Raw genomic sequence first — 18,285 nt, 5'->3', positions numbered from 1 at the left:
AGGCCAAGAGTCGTGCGTGTGAAGTTCGTGTTTCGGGAGGCGTCAATCCGTTAAGCGAATGGCCCGGAGCGGCGGCTTCCGCCGTCCCCCGGGCGGTGCCGCCGCCCGCCGACTCGGCGAGCGCCGCCGGCCGCGGGGTGGAGTCTCCGCGACCGGCGGCGCATGTGCCCGGCAGGCGTCCTCGTCACAGGAGCTGCCATTTCTGGTTGGTGCCGTTCCCGCAGGACCAGAGCTGGACGTTCTGGGCGCTGTAGAGGTCGGCGTCCAGGCAGAGGTGCGAGTCGACGCCGCGGACCGTGCCGTCGGAGAAGAACAGCCACTGCTGGTTGGCGGTGCCCAGACAGTCATGGCTGATGACATGAGTGCCGTTGGTCTTGCCGAAGCCCTGGGCGTCCAGGCACTTCGTCCCGTTGTAGACGCTGATCGCGCCGTTGGACTGGCGCGTCCACTGCTGATTGTCGCCGGCGCCGCAGCCCGCCACCTGGAGCTGGACGTCATTGACGTGGGACGCGCCGGGGACGTCGAGGCACGCGGTGTACCCGACATCGCGCAGCCGGGTCGTGCTCGCGCCGGACGCGCCCCAGGCGTATTCGAGGCGGTTGACGGCCGTCTGGTTCGGGACCCACAGCGGCAGATTCTGGGTGCCGCCGCCGTACGCGCTGTAGAGCCTGAGGATGTTCAGCGAGTCGTGGTCGGAACTGGTGGTCCTGCCGCCGATGCCGTGGCACCAGATCGTGCCCAGGTTGTACTGGCGGGCGACATCGGTGACGGCCCGCAGGAAGGCGACTTCCTTGGGCGTGGTGCTGCTGGGCGTGGCGTCGTAGTTGATGCCGTTGTCGGCGTCGGCGCCGAACTCCTCGATGACGGTGCGCGAGGAGCAGTTGCCCATGTAGGTCTTGATGTCGTTGACCCAGTCGCTGTACGACCGCGCGCCGTAGGGGAAGGCGTAGCGGTGCATCGCGAGATAGACCCCGTTGAAACGGGAGTCGTTGCACAGCGGCCTGAGGTCGCTTCCCCAGCCGCCGCCGTCGGCCTGGGCCCCCTCGATGAACATCCGGCTCCTGGGCAGCCCGGCCGCGCTCGCCCGGGCGATCCAGTTGGCGGCGAAGTCGAGCCACTGGGGAGTGGTCATGCCGACGGGCTCGTTCATCGGGTCGAAGGAGATGAGCGGATTGCTGAGATACCGGGCGATCTCCGTGTCCCACATCTGATTCCAGGTGGGCAGGTAAGCGCTGGTTATCGTGTTGCTGCCGTCCTCCGACCAGTAACAGAGAATGACCTTGAAGCCCTTGGCCGTCGCCGCGTCGATCACGGCGTTGTAGGTGTTCCAGTTGACCGTGGCGGGATTCATCGGCAGCCGCACGGTGTTGGCGCCCAGAGTGCTCTGGAACGCGGCGAACATACCGTCGGCCTTGATCCTGGCGGAGTTGTAGTCGTCGTTGGCCGACAGGCCTTGGAGCACGAGCCTGTCGAAGGTGAAGTTGTCCCCGAGGCGCGACCAGTGCACGCCGTGGAACTGGCTGGGGTTGAGGGGGGTCTCGGCGGCGGTGGCCGACGTCGCGGCGGTCACCGTCATCAGCGGGACCACGGTGAGCATGGCCAGGGCGGTCAGCACCCAGGTCAGCAGACGGCGGCTCATACGGGGTGGAGCGGGTGCGATCACCATGGGGTGGGGGGGTGACATGACGTCCTCTCCTGCATGGCGCGAATTGCTGAACACGGCCCGACGTGGGCGGCAACGCGCCGTCGACAAGTTGGGGATGAACGTATCGACGCCTCCCATCTGCGTCGATCGCGTCTTTCGGAAGGCGGTCATCCGCGGGACGAATAGCGGGAGTTCTCGACGGTCGGGCCGCCGATAAATCCGCACCCGTTATGCGAATGGCGGCCATTCGGAATGCGGAATGCCCGCTATTCGGCGCGACCGCGCCGCGTCACCGGGGCCGTACGCGACCCGGCGGAGGGGACGCGGCGGCCCCGCGCGCGGATCTGTCCGGCGGCCCGCCGACGACACCCCCCTGGACACCCGTGCCGGGGCGCGGCGAGGATGGCCGTCGAAGATCCAGCAGCAGGAGGAAGCCCGATGACCGCTCACCCGCTGCCCGTCAGCAGCCCGGCCGCGCAAGGCGTCGACGCCCGCGGAGTCCAGGCGTTCCTCGACGCGATCGAGGCGGCGCCCGGTGTCGAACCGCACGGCCTGATGATCCTGCGGCACGGCCGCGTGGTCGCCTCCGGCTGGTGGGCTCCCTTCACCGCCGACCGGCCGCACCGGCTCTACTCGATCAGCAAGAGCTTCACCGGATCGGCCGTGGGCTTCGCCATCGAGGAGGGACTGCTGGACCTGGACGCCCGGGTCATCTCCTACTTCCCCGAATTCGACGCCGACATCACCGATCCCGGAAGCCGCGCCATGAAGGTGCGGCACATCGCCTCCATGGCCAGCGGTCACCTGTCCGAGACCGTGGTCCAGGCGCACGCGATCGACGCGGAAGAGCCCGTCCGCGGCTTCCTGCTGATCCCGCCGGACCGCGAGCCGGGCTCGGTGTTCGCGTACAACCAGCCCACCACGTACACCCTCGGCGCCATCATCCAGCGCGCCACCGGGCAGACGCTGACCGAGTACCTGCGGCCCCGTCTGCTCGATCCGCTCGGCATCGGCGAGACGCTGTGGGAGCGCGACAGGGCGGGCCGCGAGCTGGGCTACAGCGGGCTGCACGCCGCCACCGACGCGGTCGCCCGACTCGGCCAGCTCTACCTCGACAAGGGCGTGTGGGAGGGCGAGCAGCTCCTTCCGGCGTCCTGGGTCGCGCAGGCGACCCGCGCGCACGTCGACAACAGCGACGGCTCGCCCGAGGCGCGGAACTCGGACTGGGCGCAGGGATACGGCTTCCAGTTCTGGATGTCGCGCCACGGCTACCGCGGTGACGGGGCGGTCGGGCAGTTCTGCGTCGTGCTGCCCGAGCAGGACGTGGTGATCGCGATCACCGCGAACACCGATCTCATGCAGTCCGTGATGGACATGATCTGGGAGCACCTGCTGCCCGCCTTCGGGCCGGAGCCGGTGAGCGCCGCGGGGCAGGACGCGGCGGAGAGCGCCGAGGACGCGGCGCTGCGCGAGCGGCTGTCCCGGCTCGTCCTCCCGACGGTCGAGGGGGAGGCGGCGCCCGCCGACACCGAGGCGTGGTCCGGGGTGCGGTTCGCGCCGCGCGACGGCGAGGCCGAGGCCCAACCGAGCCTGACGGCGGTGGAGTTGTCGGCCGACGGCGACGGCTGGATCCTCACGCTCGACCAGGCGAAGAACGAGGACGAGCCGCCGTTCGCGCTGCGCTTCGCCGGGACCGGCTGGGCGGTCGCCGAACGGCCCGCCGTCCCCGTACCGACCGCGGTCAGCGCGGGCTGGACCGACGCCGACACCTTCGTCGCCGAGCTGGGATTCCTGGAGACCCCGCATCACTTGACGCTCACGTGCTCGCTCGCCGCCCGCGACTTCACGGCGGCCTGGCACGGGAAGCCGCTGCGTCCGACACCGCTCAGCTCGTTCGGCGCGCCCCGCTGACCGCGCCGCGTCCGGCCCGGCGGCGAGGCCGCGTCCTCACTCGCTGACGGCGGAGACCTTCGACGGAGGCGGGGCGGCGGGGACGGCGGGCGCGTCCGGGACGCCGCCGTCCCGCCGGTCCCACAGCGCCAGCAGCGGCGTGGCCATCACCGTGGTCACCAGCGCGACCAGGACGAGCACGGTGAACATCGACCGCGTCACCACGCCCTCCGCCAGCCCGACGTTGATGGCGATGAGCTGCATCAGCCCGCGCGCGTTCATCAGGGTGCCGACCCGCAGCGCCACGGGACCGCTCTGCCCGGCGAGCCTGGCGGCCAGCCAGCACGCGCCGAACTTCCCGACCACGGCGGCCAGCGTGCAGCCCGCGGCGAACAGCAGCAGCGTCGGGTCGGTCAGCAGACCGGTGTCGGTGTTCAGCCCGGAGTACGTGAAGAACAGCGGCAGCAGCAGGACGCGGCTGACCGGCGCCGCGGCCTCCAGCGTACGGTCGATCCTCGGCGCCCTCGGATACGCGACGCCCAGGCTGAAAGCGCCGAAGACCGCGTAGAGGCCGATCCGGTCGGTGTACCAGGCCGCCAGGCACAGCAACAGCAAGGTCATCAGCAGCAGTTGATCCGAGGGCAGCCGCTCCGCGATCCGGATCGCGGGACCGCGCAGCCGCACCAGTGCGAACAGCACCACCGCGAGACCGGCCGCGCCCGCCACCGCGAGCACGACGGGCCCGGAGGTGCCGCGCGACAGGCTGAGGACGCCCGCCAGCAGAATCCACGCGACGACATCGTCCAGCGCGCCGGCCGCGAGCGAGATGGTGCCGAACGCCGTGTCGGTCAGGCCGCGTTCGGTGATGATCCTGGCCAGCATGGGGAACGCGGTGATCGACAGTGTGACGCCGACGAAGGGCGCGGCCACGTACATCGGCACACCGGCGGGAGCGGTGTGCACCGAATCGCGCACGGCCCACACCAGCGCGGTGCCCAGTGCCAGCGGTACGAGAATCCCGGCCGTCGAGATCAGCGCGGCGGGTCTGGCCACCGGTTTGATCCGGTCGACGCGGAATTCGTACCCCGCCTGGAACATGAAGAGCACCAGACCGAGTTGCCCGGCCACGTACAGCACGGGCCGCAGGTCGGCGGGGAAGACGGCGTGCTCCCACGAGGGGGCGACGAGGCCGAGTACGGAGGGACCGAGGAGCACGCCCGCGATCATCTCGGCCACCACGGGCGGCTGGGCGAGCGGGCGCAGCGCCCAGGCGGCGATCCGGCAGGTGAGGAGGATGACGACGACGGCGAGCAGGAAGGCGGGGCCGAGCGCGGTCGCGGACATGGCGGGCTGCCCTTCGGCGGGTGCGGATTCATGGGGGGAGGCAGTGCCTGTGACTGCCGGGGTCAGTGGGGGTGAGGACAGCGGTCCGCGGGCCCGCCGGACGCGTCGTCGTCCGGGCCGTGACCGCCCGGACGCGCGTCGGTCAGCGGGCGGCCCTGCGTGTCGTGCGCGGCGAACCACCGCTCTGTCGGCCGCTGCCGCCGCGCGTCCAGCACCATCCAGGTGCCGAAGGCCAGTTGGAGCAGACTGCGGCCGACGTCCTCCCAGCGGTCGCGGACCCGCAGGAACGCCCGGACGGCGAAGATCCGGTACCGCGGCAGCGGCCGGTCGCGGCGCACCAGCAGGCAGGGCGCGCGGTGCGGGATGGAGCGGGTGTGCGACACCGCGGTGTGCAGGGTGAAGCGGGCCAGCACCTCGCGGGTCGCGGCCCGCATGATCAGCGGGGCGAGCCGCCAGGCGGGACACGGCCGGTTCGCGGCCACCCCGAAGGGGATGTGGTGCGCGTGCTTGGCGGACGTCCCATTCCACCGCTCCGGGTCGAACGTGTCCGGATCGGCGTACCCCGTCGCGTGGTAGGCGGGATAGTCGAAGCACAGCACCGTGCCCGCCGGATAGCGCGCGCCGCCGCCGAGGTCGATCTCCTCGGCCGTGACGCGGTGCGCGATGCCGAACAGCGGGTACATCCGCAGCGTCTCGTTCATCACGTGGGACAGGTACCGGTCGTCCTCGGGGTGGTCCGCCAGCCGCTGCTGGACGTCGGATTCCGCGGCGAGCATCAGCAGCAGATGCGCCATCGCCTCCGACATCTGCACGACCGCGGTGTTGAAGAAGGTGCCCTGGAGGTAGTGCGCGCGGTCCTTCGGCGACGCCAACTCCGGCGGCAGCGCGTGCGGTACGTCGCCCGCGGCCAGCCTGCGCAGCAGGTAGCGGGTCAGCCGCTCGCGCCGCCGCATGTGCCGAAGGCGGGTGTTCTTCAGGGAGTTGATGACGTCCTCGGCATTGGCCACGATGAGCCGGCGCGCGTGCGGCGGGCACGGCTCGCGGAAGACCAGGCCGTAGAAGAACTCCGCCCAGACCGGCATCATCAGATCTCGCAGCCGCACCAACGCGGCGTCGCCCGGCACGAGTTCGTCCAGCACCCGCGCCGTCCGCCGGGCCGCGGCCGCGGCGAGTTCGGCGCTGGTCCCGGCGAGGATCGCGGCGGTGGTCCGGGCGACGGCGTCGTAGCGGGGCCCCGGCTCCAGATGCTCCTGGTGGACCTCGGGACCGGGGGAGAGCCAGTACCAGAACAGATCGGACAGTGCCGCGCCCTTGCTGCGACCGCTGGCGGCCGGATGCTCGTACAACTCGGTGAAGCGGTCAGCGGCCACCTCCGGGTTGGGGACGACCACGCCCTCCGGGCCGTTGATCCGGGCGAAGACCCACACCCGCAGGGCGACGACGGTCCGCGGCAGCCAATAGGGGACGGACAGCGCGAGCGCCGCCGCCCCGGCGCGCCTCAGCACGCCCTCGCCCCCCGCGCCACGACCTGATCGCGTGCCGGGCCGCGGCAGTCGGCGCTGCCGCAGAGCGTCAGCACATGCGCCAACTCGGCCCGCAACTCCTCCAGTACGGCGGTCACGCCCGCCTCGCCGTCCGCCGCGAGGCCCCACAGCACGGGCCTGCCGACGCCGACCGCCGCCGCGCCGAGCGCCAGCGCGACCACCACGTCGCAGCCGCCGCGCACCCCGCCGTCCAGCAGCACGGGGACGCGCCCGCCGACCGCGTCGGCCACCGCGGGCAGCGCCTCGACGGTGGCCGGTGCCGCGTCGAGCTGACGGCCGCCATGGTTGGAGACGATCAGCGCCTGTACGCCCTCGTCGACCGCGCGCCGGGCGTCGGCGGGGTGCAGAACGCCCTTCAGCACGACCGGCAGGCCGGTGACGTCCCGCAGGCGGCGCAGGTCGTCCCAGGACAGGGCCGGTGACATCGCGATGTCGCGGGTGCGGCCGGGCGGCGCGCCGGGCAGATCCCGCATGTTCTCGGCGGCCAGTCCCGGCGGCAGGTCGTGGAAGCCGTTGCGCTCGTCCCGGCCGCGGCGGCCGAAGACCGGCGAGTCCGCCGTGACCACCAGCGCCGTACAGCCCGCCTTCTCCGCGCGCCGGACGAGCGCGGCGGTGACCTCGGCCTCCGGCTGGAGATAGAGCTGGAACCACACCACGGCGTCGGACCGCACCGAGCGGGCGGCGGCGGTGACCTCGTCCACGGCGGTGGTGGCCGCCTGCGAGGTGATCAGTACGGTGTCGGCCGCCGCGGCAGCGCGCGCGGTGGCGCGTTCGCCGTCCGGATGGGCCAGCCGGTGGAAGGCGGTGGGGGAGACCACCACCGGCATCGACGCCCGGCCGCCGGGCAGCGACACGTTGGTGTCCGGGTGGCCCGTGCCGGTCAGCACCCGGGGCAGCAAGGCCAGCCGGGCGAAGGCGCGTTCGTTCTCGGCCAGGGCGGTCTCGGTGCCCGCGCCGCCCTCGTAGAAGTCCCAGTGGACCGGGTCGAGTCGGGCGCGGGCCCTGTCCCGCAGCGCCGACAGCACCCCGTTCACGACGGGTCGGCGGCGGGGACGGGGGCGTCACCCGTGACGGGATGGTCCGTCAGAAAGCGGACGAGCGGGGCGCGGTGGACCTCCTCGCTGTCCCACTCGTTCTCCAGATTCTCCGTGATGTGGTGCTCCGCGACCGGCTTGCCGTTCTCGAACAGCCGGACCACCGGGTGGAGATAGCGGCCGTCGAGCCCGGCGGTCGCCTGCTGCGACACCCGGCCCACGGAGATGTCGAACGGATTCACCTTGTCGTGGTCGGCGCCGTATTCGAGGGTGACCGTCAGATAGCGGCCGACGTCTCCGAAGACGCCGTCGCCGACCGCCTGGTGGAGATGGTCGACCGGCACCTCCTCGTGATAGCCGACCGATTCGCCCGACGGTCCTCGGGAGGCGATGACCGCGTCGCCGAGGAAACCGAAGAGCTGCCACAGGGCGGAGCTGCGGTTCACCCGCTCGATCACCGCTTCGGCGATCGTCCCGGGGAGTCCGGCGGGGTCGGTGCGGTCGGTGCGGTCGCCGGGACCGGCGGGATCGGCGGCCAGTTCCCGGCGCGGCCACGGCCGGTCGTGGTAACGCTGTTCCAGGATGCGGTGCAGCGCGCGGACACCGTAGCGGAAGCCGTGAATGAAACCGCTGGTGGACTTCTTGAAATCCCGCACCTGAGTGATCGTGCCGGCGAAATACAGATCGGGTACGTTCGGGGATTCCCAGGCGTCCGTCTGCGCCGGGAATCTGTCCTTGATGGTCAGTTCCGGGCGGCATTCCTCGGCGAAGACCGAGGCGTCGAAGCGGAAGCCGGTGGCAAGGATAACCCGGTCGTAGGTGATCTCCTTGACCACCTCGTTCACCCGCGCGAATTTCACCGGGACCCGGTAGGGGCCGTCCTCGCCGTCCCTGGTGATGCGCATGATCTCCCCGTCGAGCAGGGCATTTTGCGACTTGAGCTGATACGTGTCCAGGAAATTGTTGTTCACCGCCCGCAGATGCCCCACGAAATGGGTCTGCCAGGCGAGCCGCAGTGAGCCGGGTCCCGCCACATGGATGACCGAGGCCGTCTCGATGAGGTTGTCGGCGGTCTCGAAGGCCGAATTGCCCCGCCCGATGATCAGTACCCGCTGCCCGGTGAACCCGGCTGGGTCGACCGGCATCAGGTCGTACCGCTCGGCCAGTTCCACGCCCTCGATGGGCGGGATGTAGGGGCGGGACACGCCGGTCGCCATGATCAGCCGCCGGGCCCTGCGGACGGTGCCGTCCTGGTCCACGGTCTCGAAGTCCCCGCGCGGGCCGCCGTCCTGCGCCGGTCGCCGGGAGATACGGGTGATCCGCGTGCCGTAGCGGATCCGCAGGCGGTGGGTGTCGGCGAAGTCGGCGAGATAGCCGACCATGTCGTCGGCGTCGGGGAAGTACCGGGGTGTGACCGTGGTGAACAGCGGCGAGCCCTCGTCGGACAGCAGCGAGTTCCAGTCGGTGCGCAGATTCAGCTCGGGATCGTCCCAGCCGGTGTGCACCTTGTTGATGGATATGAGTTTCCTGTGTCTGGGAAACCTCGTGAAGAAGGTGCCGGGAGCCGCGCCCGCCTCGACGATCAGATAGTCGCGTCCCGCGCGTTCCAGGAAATATGCCGCCTGGATTCCCGCGGGTCCCGCACCGACGACGAGGTAATCGATCCGCTCTTCTCCGGACACTGGGCCTCCCGGCTCCTGAGATGGACGGAGTCACCGTAGTTGAGAGTTAAAGGAGACATCTATAGGCAGGGATGTGATCCATATCACACCACAGCCCTTGGTGTTCAGGCGGATAATTTCAGCTTCGGCGCAAGTGCCCGACGTGTGCCGTGCGAGCCGTGCGCACATATGCCCGCCGAGGTTTCCCTCCCGGCATTGCAGTTGTCCGCGGCCGAAACGCGACCCCCGTGACCGCCCCACCGGATCGGAGAGCGCCGTGAACAATCCGGCCGAATCGGTATTTCCCCAGCCACTCGTGGACGCTTTCCTGCGCGATCCGGGCACCCCGGCCTTCGAATTCCGGTCACATCCCGTCAGCCGCGGCGAGGTGCTCGACCTCGTACGCCGCTGCGTCGCGGGACTGCGGGCGGCCGGACTCGGCCCCGGCGGGGGAGTGGCCGTCACCACCGCCGTCACCCCGCGGGGCTTCGCCGCCCAGATCGCCGCCCACCTGCTGGGATGCCGCGTCACAGGGCTGCGCCCCGGACTGACGCCGAGCCAGCTCGCCCATGTGCTGTCCACCGGAGTCGACGCGGTCGTCGCCGACGACTCGACCGCGACCCCCGCGCTTTTGGCGGCGGCGGGCACCCGCCCCGTACTCGACGTGGACCGCGACCTGTCGGCCGCACCGGCGGACACATCGCCCGACGCCCTGACCGCGCACGGCCGCCCCGACGACATCGGCCTCATCACCCTGACCAGCGGCAGCACCGGCCACCCCAAGGGCTGCGCCCAGACCTACCGCGCGCTCAGCGAACACTGGTCGTGGCAGCCCGCGCGGTGGAGCGCGACCACCGCCCGACTCGCCGCCGGATACCGCCGCTACCTCGTCTTCGGCACCCTCACCAGCGCCGTCATGCTCGAACACCTCTCCCTGTGTCTGCTGGACGGCGGCACCGCCGTGATCCCCGAACCCCCGCTCACCTTCCCGGAGATCTGGCAGCGCCACCGCATCACCGCGTGCCTGTGCACCGTCCCCCGGCTCTACCAGATCCTTGACACCCTGCGCACCGAGGACATCGACACCAGCAGCCTGCGCGTCCTGCTCGTCGCGGGCTCACCGCTGCCGCCGCACCGGCTCGCCGAGGCCGCCGACCGGCTCGGCCCCGCCGTCCACCAGGGGTACGGGCAGACCGAGACGGGCATGCTCGCGCTCCTCACCCCCGAGGATGTGGCCGAGCGGCCGGAGCAAGTGATGGACTCGGTCGGCCGGCCGATGCCCGGCGTCGATGTCAGCGTGCGCGATCCCCAGGGGCGCCCCGTGCGGCCGGGCACACCCGGCGAGATCTGGGTCCGCAGCGCGGGCGCCATGTCGCGCTACTGGCAGGACGAGCAACAGACCCGCGAGGTAGTGAGCGACGGCTGGATCCGCACCCGCGACCTCGGCACCCTCGCGGACGACGGCTATCTGCGCCTGGTCGGCCGCGCCCGCGACGTCATCTTCGTCAACGCGATCCTGCACTACGCGGGAGCGATCGAGTCCGCGCTCGCCGCCCACCCGGACGTCGACCAGGCCTATGTGGTCGGGGCCCCCGACGAGACGACCGGTGAGGCCGCCCACGCCTTCGTCGTACCCGTCGTGGGGCGCACGCCGACCGCCGACATCCTGCGCGGCGCCGTACGCGCCGAGTTGGGCGAGGCGGCCGTGCCCGCCACCGTCACCGTGCTGGACGCGATGCCGGTCGCACCCAGCGGCAAGCCCGACAAGCGGGCCCTGCTGGCGCTCCTCCCCGGTGCGCACGGTGTCCCGGGTCCGCCCGGCGCCCCGGTGACGACGACCGGCTGAGCGGACTCGCGCCCGCCCAGCCGTCAGTTCACGCGGCCGTCAGTCCACCCGGCCGTCAGCCCGCCCGGCCGGCCGTCAGTCCACCGGGCCGGGCGTTCGGCTCGCCGCTCAGTCGGTTCAGTCGGTGCGCGGACGGATCAGTACGGTCATCGACCGCGCGTGCACCGGCACCACCGCGTTGGCCGGGATGCGCGGTCCGTCCGGGCCGCCCGTGTCGGACTCGACGGCGGTGTCCACGACGATCTGCCAGCCGTCGCCGAAGGCACCTGCGGGGACGGTGAAGTCCACTTGCTCGTCATGGCTGTTGACCAGGACGAGGAAGGAGTCGTCGGTGACGCGCTCGCCGTGCGGGCCGGGCTCGGGGATGCTGTCGCCGTTGAGGAAGGCGCCCACCGCGTGCGCGTCCTCACGCAGCCAGTTGGCCTCCTCCATCTCGCGGCCGTCCGGGCGGAACCAGACCAGATCCGGCGTGCCCTTGCCGTCCCCGCCGCGGAAGAAGCGCCGTCGGCGCAGCACCGGATGCCGGGAGCGCAGGGCGATGACGCGCTGGGTGAACGCCAGCAGATTGCGCCGGGGTTCGTCCAGGTCCCAGTCCACCCAGGCGATCTCGTTGTCCTGGCAGTAGACGTTGTTGTTGCCGAGCTGGGTGCGGCCCAACTCGTCGCCGTGGGCAAGCATCGGCACGCCCTGGGACACGAAGAGCGTGGCGAGGAAATTGCGCTGCTGCCGGGCCCGCAGGGCCAGGGTCTCCTTGTCCTCCGTCCGGCCCTCGGCGCCGCAGTTCCACGAACGGTTGTTGCTGTCCCCGTCGTTGCCGTTCTCGCCGTTGGCCTCATTGTGCTTGTCGTTGTACGAGACCAGGTCGCGGAGGGTGAAACCGTCGTGGGCGGTGACGAAGTTGACGCTGGCGCGCGGGCGACGGCGGCTGCCCTCGTACAGGTCGGAGGAGCCGGTCAGCCGGGAGGCGAACTCCGGCAGGGTGGAAGGGGCGCCACGCCAGAAGTCCCGTACCGAGTCACGGTACTTGCCGTTCCACTCACTCCACAGGGCGGGGAAGTTGCCCACCTGGTACCCGCCGTCGCCGACGTCCCAGGGCTCGGCGATGAGCTTCACGCGGCTGATCACCGGGTCCTGCTGGACCAGGTCGAAGAAGGCGGACAGCCGGTCCACCTCGTGGAACTGCCGGGCCAGCGCGGACGCCAGGTCGAACCGGAAGCCGTCGACATGCATCTCGGTCACCCAGTAGCGCAGCGAGTCCATGATGAGTTGCAGCACATTGGGGTGCCGCATCAGCAGGCTGTTGCCGGTGCCCGTCGTGTCGAAGCAGTGCCGAGGGTCGTCGTCCACCAGCCGGTAGTACGAGGCGTTGTCGATACCGCGGAAGGAGAGCGTCGGGCCGAGTTCGCTGCCCTCGGCGGTGTGGTTGTACACCACGTCGAGGATCACCTCGATGCCCGCCTGGTGCAGGGCCTTGACCATCTCCTTGAATTCGGTGACCTGTTGACCGCGCGTGCCACTGGAGGAGTACGCGTTGTGCGGCGCGAAGAAACCGATGGTGTTGTAGCCCCAGTAGTTCGACAGACCACGGTCGCGCAGATGGCCGTCCTGCACGAATTGGTGCACCGGCATCAATTCGACGGCGGTGACGCCCAGTTCGGTCAGGTGCTCCACGATCGCCGGATGCGCCATTCCCGCGTAGGTGCCGCGCAGCTTCTCCGGCAGCGCCGGGTGACGTACCGTCAGGCCCTTGACGTGCGCCTCGTACAGCACCGACTCGTGGTACGGCCGCTTCGGCAGATGGTCCTCGCCCCAGTCGAACGCCGGGTCGGCGACCACCGAGAGCATGGTGTGGCCGAGGCTGTCGGCGGTGTCGGGCTCGTCCGAGCCGTCGTCGCGGTAACCGAGCAGCGACCGGTGGCTGTCGGGCTGGCCGTCGATGGCCTTCGCGTACGGGTCCACCAGCAGCTTCGCCGGATTGCACCGGTGCCCGCTGTCCGGCCGGTACGGGCCGTGCACGCGATATCCGTACGCCTGGCCGGGACCGACGCCCGGCAGATACGCGTGCCAGACCGATCCGTCCACCGACGCCAGCGGGGTGCGTTGTTCACGCCCGCGCGTGTCGATGACGGCCAGATCGACTTTCTCCGCCACTTCCGAGAAGAGGGCGAAATTGGTGCCTGAGCCGTCATAGGTCGCGCCCAGGGGATACGGAAGTCCGGACCATTTCTGCATTCGCCGAAGCTAACCGCTCCGCGGCACGACGGCGCCGACGCACGCCGCGTCCGTACGGGTGACACCGCGCCCGCGCCCATAACGTCGAGCCTGCGCCTAGAACGTCGCGCCCTTGGCCGCCGAGCCCGTGCCCACCACGCCCGCGCTCACTTCTTCTGCGGCGTGATCACGGTGACGCCGCCGGCCGACCCGTCGCTGAGGGCGGCCAGCGCGCCCGGTGCCGCGTCCAGGCCGATGACCGAGCCGACCAGCAGATCGGGGCGGAGCGTCCCGGCCGCGACCAGCCGCATCATCTCCGGATACGCGTGCGCGGCCATGCCGTGGCTGCCCAGAATCTCCAGTTCGAGCGCGAGCACCCGGTCCATGGGGACGGCGACACCGCCCGACGGCAGCAGCCCGACCTGCACATGCCTGCCCCGCCGCCGCAGCCCCGCCACGGAGGCCGCACAGGTGGCGGGGGAGCCGAGCGCGTCGACCGAGACATGCGCCCCGCCGTCGGTCGCCGCGCGGACCGCCTCCGCCGTGTCGACATCGGACCGCGAGGCGTCGACCCCCACCGAGGCGCCGAACTTCCGCGCCAGGCCGAGGGCTTGGGCCGAGGTGTCCACCGCCACCACGCGTGCCCCGCAGGCCACCGCGATCATCACCGCCGACAGGCCGACCCCGCCGCAGCCGATCACCGCCACCCACTCGCCCGGCCGCGTACGGCCTTGCGCGACCACCGCGCGGTACGCGGTGGCGAAGCGGCAGCCGAGCGACGCGGCGGTCGCGTACGTCATGGCGTCGGGCAGCCCCACCAGGTTGACGTCCGCGTGCGGGACGGCGACGTACTCCGCGAAGGAGCCCCAGTAGGTGAAGCCCGGCTGCTCCTGCCGCTCGCACACCTGCTGGTCGCCGCGGGCGCAGGCGGCGCAGCTCCCGCAGGCGCAGACGAACGGCACGGTCACCCGGTCGCCGACCCGCCACCGGCTGACCCCGGGACCCACCTCCTCGATCCGGCCCGCGAATTCATGACCCGGCACATGCGGCAGCGTGATCCCGTCGTCATGCCCGAGCCACCCGTGCCAGTCGCTGCGGCACAGCCCGGTCGCCTCCACCCCTACGACCACCCCGTCGGGCGGACATCCCGGATCGGCCACCTCCCGAACCTCCGGCACCCGCCCGAATTCCTCGAACACCACAGCCCGCACGCCTGCCACCACCTTGCCGTCACATCGGTCGTCCCGCCCTGCCGTTGCGCCCTACCCTCGCGCACGGCCGCACTTCGCCGCACCCCGCCGCACCCCGTGGGCGTCAGGCCGCGCCCGTGACGCTGACCTCGGTGAGATGGAAGGAGGTGTTGGCGGTGTTGCTGAGGCCGTCGACACGGATGTAGCGCGCCAGGGCCGTGAGAGAGAACGTGTCCCCGGCGTCCGTGGCGACCCCGGCGGTGTCCTTGCCGCCGAGGGCGAACCAGTGGACGCCGTCGAGACTGCCGGTCAACGTATAGGTGTAGGCGCGCTTGCCGTCCACGTAATTGCGGACGTTGACCGCCGACAGGTCGTGGGCCGCGCCGAGGTCGACCTGCCACCAGGTGTCGCCGCCGGCCATCGCGCTCGCCCAGTACGTCTTGTTGGTGCGGTCGCCGTCGACCGCCGCGGAGGGCGGGCGGCCCGCCTCGTAGGACAGGGCGGTCGTCGGCCTGCCGAGGCTCAGTACGGTGTCGCCCGAGGTGTCCCGTGCGGTGAACGGTGCCAGCGTCAGCCCGTCGAACCGCGCGGCGCCCTGGCGGTGGGTGGACGCGTTGACCGCGGAGAAGAGCAGACCGGCGTCCTCGGCGGGCGCGGCGCCGGGCAGCGGCGCCGATCCCACCCGGGTCCAGTCGGTGCCGTCCTGGCTGCACCAGCCGGTGAAGGTGTCGCCGTCGCGGCTGATCCGCAGGTGGACAGGACCGGTGAATCCGCCGCTCGACGCGGAGTGCTCAAGGGTTCCGTTGCCGTCGGCGTCCCACATGAACACGCAGCCGTGCTCCGGCGTGACGGCCAGCTCGGCGTAACCGGGGCTTCCCGGCCGCGCGAGGTCCGCGCGCACGACGAGTCCGGCGCGCGCCCAGGGGCCGCTGTCGTCCTGCTCCAGCACCTCCGTGCCGACGGCCTGCCCGGAGGTCAGCCACCGCGGGCGGTAGACGGCGCCGTACTGGTCGGTGGACGCGCCGATGTCCGCGCCGCCCCCTGCCATGCCGAAGACGTCGCCGTGCTGGGCGAAGGCGATCGACGCGGGGGAAGCGGAGGACGCCGTGCGATACGGCTCGGCCACCGGTCCTGACACCAGGACGTCGGTCGTGTCGGCCGCGGTCGCCGACACCGCGTCGTCGGCTCCGCCCGACGACCAGCGCACGGTCGCCGTCAGACGCGCCAGGCCGGCGGGTGCGGCGCCGCTCGGAATCGTCACGTCCCAGGCGGCGGTGGCCGTCCCGCCCGCGGGCACCGACGGCGTGGCACCGCCGACCGGGCGGACGGTGTAGCCGCCCGGCGCGGTCAGCGCGAAGCTCGCGGCGCCGGTGGGCCACAGGGCGTTGTCGTTGGTGAAGACCGCGGTCAGCCGTACGGTCGCGCCGGGCGGCCCGGCCTTCGGGTCCGCGGCCAGGTCCACGTGCCCCGCCGGGTACGCGGCGACCTTCCGCGCCTGCTGATAGGCGTCGTCGGTGGGCGTGCTCCGATAGCGCGCCACCTTGTGGACCCATGTCGAGGCGACCGCGCGCCAGTCGACGGCCCGCGGCGGCCCGCCGGTGCTGAGCGCGGTGCGGAGCGAGTCGAAGAACGTCCGCCAGCGCGCCCCGTAGTAGTCGCCGACCAGGCCGTTCCACTCGCGCCCCGCGTAGTCCTGGATCGGATGGGTCTCCGTCCAGTCGCTGACCAGCGTGCGCAGGTCGTACTCGAGGCGCTTGGCCTCCGCGGGAGTCGGCGCCTGTGCGGCGGCCTCCTTCTGCCAGACGCCGAACAGCGACGTGCCGTCGGCGCCCAGCAGCGCGTCCAGCAGATTCAGCTTGGTCATCCACTGCCCGCTGAGCGCGTCGAAGGCGGCGGTGTCGCGGGCGGTGTACGCCTGGCGGATGCGCGGAAGCAGGGTCCGGGTGTCGTTGGACAGCACCTGACGGCCGAGGTCCACGAGGTCGTACGTGTACGCGGTGCTGCCGCGCGACGGCTGTCCCACCTGGAGGAGTTCGCCGAACGCCCGCTGGACGTCCTTCGGGTCGTACGGGACCGAACCGGCCGTCGCGGACAGACCGGGCTGGATCGAGAAAATGCTGCTGGTGTGCCTGGTCCCGGTGTCGCCCGGCCAGGAGTACGCCGTACGGCCCAGGATCTGCCAGGCCGCCACCGCGTGCGGGTCGGCGGCCCCGTAGCGCGCCGTGGCGTACGCGGCCATCCAGGTGTCCATGTCGACCGCCGACGACTCCCACGCCAGATCGGCGAAGAACTCCACGGCCACCGGATTGTTGTCGATCGCCTCCGGCATCAACGCGATACCGCTCAGGGCCGTGCCGGGCTTGGCGAGCCACGCATGGAACTTCGTGTTCCACAGCGCCATGCTCGCGCCCATGTTGGTGTTGCCGCCGAAGTTCCAGATCGTGCCGAAGGCGTACGGGGTCCCGAGGTAGTCCTGGTCGCGGTCGGTCGCGCCCGTGGTGTCGGAGTTGCCGTCGAGGACGAGCATGCGGGAGGTGTCGACGGCCCGGAGGGTCTCCTCGCGCGGGTTGCTCTCCCAGCCGAGGATGGCCCAGATCGCTCCGGGGTGGGCCCGGTCGAGGGCGTTCTGTACGGCCCGGGAGGCGTCGCCGACGTTGACGTCGCCCGCCTGGCCACCCTCGTGCAGCAGGTCCATCTTGTACATCGAGCTGTCGCCGAACAGCTTGCTCTGCTCGCCGTAGAACGCGTCGGCGACCTGGCCGAACAGCGCCGTCGTCGGGTCCAGCCAGTCGGACCGGGGAAAGCCGTTCCAGGTTCCCTGCGCGATCACATGGGCTTCCGCGTTCTTCGCGGCGAAGCCCGGCGGGACGGTGCCGAAGTATCCGGGCAGCACCGGAGTGAGGCCGAGCTGCCGCAGATAGCCGGTCATCCGGCGGCCGAGCGTCACCCGCTGGTCGAGGAGTTGCGCGCTGATCGGGCCGTTCTCGCAGCACATGTTCTGGAGCAGCCACCACGGCTGGTGGCCGGGCTGCGGGATCCAGGCGCGCATCTCGGCGTCGGAGTAGCCGAAGCGCTGGAAGGTCTTGTCGTAGACGGCCTCCTGCCCCTCGTAGACCAGCATCTCGTTGATGCCGTCGAGCGCCAGCACGTCGATCCGCCGCTGCCACTGCTGCCAGGTCGGATACGCGCCCGCGTACCCCTCGTCGGTGTCGTTGAGGGCGAAACGGTGGGCGACGTTCGCGGACCGGCCGATGGGGGAGGACGGCAGGGGCAGCCGGTCGGGCAGCCGCAGTTGCTCCCCGTTGAGCGAGATGTCGGCGTGGGCGACGACGCGCAGGTACTGGCCGAGTCCCGCGAGGAGCGTGCCCGGTGTGGTGCCGCTGATCCGCACCCGCCCGCCCGCCGCCTCGATCAGATAGCGGTCCTGGCCCGACCCGGCGGCGATGCCCCGCAGGTCGATCTGGCGCGCGTGATCGGGGCCGAGCAGGCGCGTGACGGCGGCTTCGGCGACCGAGGTGTCGACGGCGGAGGGCGCGGCGAGGGTCGCCGTGCGGGCCTTCCCCGTCGTCGCGTCATTCCCGGCGGGAAGCTCCCTGGGCCCGCTGGGCCCGTTCGACCTGTTCGACCCGCTCGTCCCGGCGGACGCGGCGGGTCCTGCCGCGACGGCGCCCGTCACGAGGGCCAGGAGGGTCGCCAGGACGGTGAGGAACGCCCTGACGCGTAAGGATCGGCCGCTGACGGCACGCGGGGCGAAGAGACGTGTGGACACGGATCTCTTTCCTGTCGAGGACCGGAACCGTAGGCAAACCGCTCGCAGAGTGAACTCCCCACCCGACCGTCCGTCAACAGGTACCACTCCCGTCACAAGGAGCTGATCTGACGCGCCGTAGGCGACGGCCACCACGGTGACCGGGATGTCC

10 protein-coding genes are annotated in these 18,285 nt (G+C 71.4%); 2 read left to right on the top strand and 8 right to left on the bottom strand.

Features of this window, described 5'->3' with window-relative positions:
* Positions 1–184: 184 nt before the first annotated feature.
* Positions 185–1,684 (bottom strand): ricin-type beta-trefoil lectin domain protein, encoded by a 1,500-nt coding sequence (locus ACZ37P_RS34815; protein ID WP_467350427.1) that lies wholly within the window; start codon positions 1,682–1,684, stop codon positions 185–187.
* A gap of 399 nt (positions 1,685–2,083) precedes the next feature.
* Between ACZ37P_RS34815 and ACZ37P_RS34810 the strand changes: the two genes are divergently transcribed.
* Positions 2,084–3,556, top strand: coding sequence for a serine hydrolase domain-containing protein (locus tag ACZ37P_RS34810; RefSeq protein WP_467350426.1), 1,473 nt, complete (start codon positions 2,084–2,086; stop codon positions 3,554–3,556).
* A 36-nt stretch (positions 3,557–3,592) separates the two neighbouring features.
* On the opposite strand, the gene ACZ37P_RS34805 is transcribed toward ACZ37P_RS34810, so the two are convergent.
* The 4 genes from ACZ37P_RS34805 to ACZ37P_RS34790 form a co-directional block, all read right to left on the bottom strand.
* Positions 3,593–4,879 carry a cation:proton antiporter gene (locus ACZ37P_RS34805; RefSeq protein WP_467350424.1) on the bottom strand — a complete coding sequence of 429 codons (1,287 nt, stop codon included), beginning with the start codon at positions 4,877–4,879 and terminating at the stop codon, positions 3,593–3,595.
* A 62-nt stretch (positions 4,880–4,941) separates the two neighbouring features.
* Positions 4,942–6,384, bottom strand: a complete 1,443-nt coding sequence (locus tag ACZ37P_RS34800) for a cytochrome P450 (protein WP_467350422.1) — start codon at positions 6,382–6,384, stop codon at positions 4,942–4,944.
* Entirely contained in the window at positions 6,378–7,457 is a 1,080-nt protein-coding gene (locus ACZ37P_RS34795) for an alpha-hydroxy acid oxidase (protein ID WP_467350420.1), read from the bottom strand. Before ACZ37P_RS34795 ends, ACZ37P_RS34800 begins: the two co-directional genes overlap by 7 nt.
* Positions 7,454–9,139 (bottom strand): NAD(P)-binding domain-containing protein, encoded by a 1,686-nt coding sequence (locus tag ACZ37P_RS34790; protein WP_467350418.1) that lies wholly within the window; start codon positions 9,137–9,139, stop codon positions 7,454–7,456. The genes ACZ37P_RS34795 and ACZ37P_RS34790 overlap by 4 nt, the downstream gene beginning before the upstream one ends.
* 295 nt (positions 9,140–9,434) lie before the next feature.
* Between ACZ37P_RS34790 and ACZ37P_RS34785 the strand changes: the two genes are divergently transcribed.
* A complete protein-coding gene (locus ACZ37P_RS34785) occupies positions 9,435–10,964 on the top strand; it encodes a class I adenylate-forming enzyme family protein (RefSeq protein ID WP_467350416.1) in 1,530 nt (509 codons plus the stop codon).
* Positions 10,965–11,081: 117 nt separating this feature from the next.
* Here the strand turns inward: ACZ37P_RS34785 and glgX are convergent, their stop codons facing one another.
* From glgX to ACZ37P_RS34770, 3 genes are all read right to left on the bottom strand, one after another.
* Positions 11,082–13,196, bottom strand: coding sequence for a glycogen debranching protein GlgX (gene glgX, locus ACZ37P_RS34780; RefSeq protein ID WP_467350414.1), 2,115 nt, complete (start codon positions 13,194–13,196; stop codon positions 11,082–11,084).
* 146 nt (positions 13,197–13,342) lie between these two features.
* A complete protein-coding gene (locus ACZ37P_RS34775) occupies positions 13,343–14,386 on the bottom strand; it encodes a zinc-dependent alcohol dehydrogenase family protein (protein ID WP_467350412.1) in 1,044 nt (347 codons plus the stop codon).
* A 103-nt stretch (positions 14,387–14,489) separates the two neighbouring features.
* Positions 14,490–18,134, bottom strand: coding sequence for an alpha-N-acetylglucosaminidase TIM-barrel domain-containing protein (locus tag ACZ37P_RS34770; RefSeq protein WP_467350411.1), 3,645 nt, complete (start codon positions 18,132–18,134; stop codon positions 14,490–14,492).
* Positions 18,135–18,285: the final 151 nt, after the last annotated feature.

This window comes from Streptomyces sp. NPDC024632 (assembly GCF_055559175.1).
Note: the sequence above shows the minus strand (reverse complement) of the source record. Positions and strands in the feature narration are given on the sequence as shown.